Origin of the sequence: Nocardia sp. NPDC058058 (assembly GCF_042885355.1) — a bacterium.
GTDB lineage: Bacteria > Actinomycetota > Actinomycetes > Mycobacteriales > Mycobacteriaceae > Nocardia.
Map to the genome: position 1 here is coordinate 1 of NZ_JBHVSA010000026.1, position 1,357 is coordinate 1,357.

2 protein-coding genes are annotated in these 1,357 nt (G+C 69.0%); both read right to left on the bottom strand.

Annotated elements, in window-relative coordinates:
- Nucleotides 1–1,014: NADH-quinone oxidoreductase subunit NuoH (gene nuoH / locus ACFVUS_RS43890; RefSeq protein ID WP_387781489.1), on the bottom strand; the 1,014-nt coding region annotated here is incomplete at its 3' end.
- Nucleotides 1,011–1,357, bottom strand: a 347-nt coding sequence (locus ACFVUS_RS43895; protein ID WP_387781492.1) for a molybdopterin dinucleotide binding domain-containing protein, incomplete at its 5' end; no start/stop codon positions are given. The genes ACFVUS_RS43895 and nuoH, both read right to left, overlap by 4 nt.

The window sequence follows — 1,357 nt, forward strand, 5'->3', positions numbered from 1 at the left end:
GATCAGGACCTTCCAGCCGAGCTTCATCAGCTGGTCGTAGCGGACCCGGGGCAGCGTGCCGCGCAGCCAGATGAAGAAGAAGAGCAGCAGCTGGACCTTGATGACGAACCAGAGCATCGGCCACCAGCCGTGGTTCGCGCCCTCCCAGTACGTGGAGATGGGCGCCGGGGCCCGCCAGCCTCCGAGGAAGAGGGTGACCGAGACCGCCGAGACGGTGACCATGTTGACGTACTCGGCCAGCATGAACAGCGCGAACTTGATGGAGGAGTACTCGGTGTTGAAGCCGCCGACGAGGTCGCCCTCGGACTCCGGCATGTCGAAGGGGGCGCGGTTCGTCTCGCCGACCATCGTGATGACGTAGATGATGAAGGAGACCGGCAGCAGGATGACGTACCAGCGGTCCGCCTGCGCCTCGACGATCGCCGAGGTCGACATCGACCCGGAGTAGAGGAAGACCGAGGCGAAGGCCGCGCCCATCGCGATCTCGTACGAGATCATCTGCGCGCAGGAGCGCAGGCCGCCGAGCAGGGGGTACGTCGAGCCCGAGGACCAGCCGGCGAGGACGATGCCGTAGATGCCGACCGAGGCCACCGCGAGGACGTAGAGCATCGCGATCGGCAGGTCGGTGAGCTGCATCGTGGTGCGCTGGCCGAAGATCGAGACCTGGTCGTCGGCCGGGCCGAAGGGGATCACCGCGATGGCCATGAAGGCCGGGATCGCCGCGATGATCGGGGCCAGGACGTAGACGACCTTGTCGGCCCGCTTGACGATGAGGTCTTCCTTGAGCATCAGCTTCACGCCGTCGGCGAGCGACTGGAGCATGCCCCAGGGGCCGTGCCGGTTGGGACCGATGCGCAGCTGCATCCAGGCGACGACCTTGCGCTCCCAGACGATGGAGAAGAGCACGGTCACCATCAGGAAGGCGAAGCAGAACACCGCCTTGACGACGACCAGCCACCAGACGTCCCTGCCGAACAGGGAGAGGTCCTCGGCAGCGAGCTGTACCGCGTTCACGCGCCCACCTCCGCATCGGTGCCGCTGCTGTCGGCCGGCGTCGCCGGGCCGATCCGTACGAGGGTGCCCGGGCGGGCCCCGGCGTCGGCGAGGACGCCCCGGCCGGTGGAGTTCAGCGGGAGCCAGACCACCCGGTCGGGCATCTCGGTGATCCGGAGCGGGAGTTCCACGGAGCCGGCCGGGCCGGTGACCGCGAGGACATCGCCGTCCTTGACGCCCGTCTCGGCGGCCGTGGCGGCCGACAGCCGGGCGTTCGCCTCGTGCCGGGTGCCGGCGAGGGCCTCGTCGCCCTCCTGGAGCAGGCCCTGGTCGAGGAGGAGCCGGTGGCCCGCGAGGACCGCCT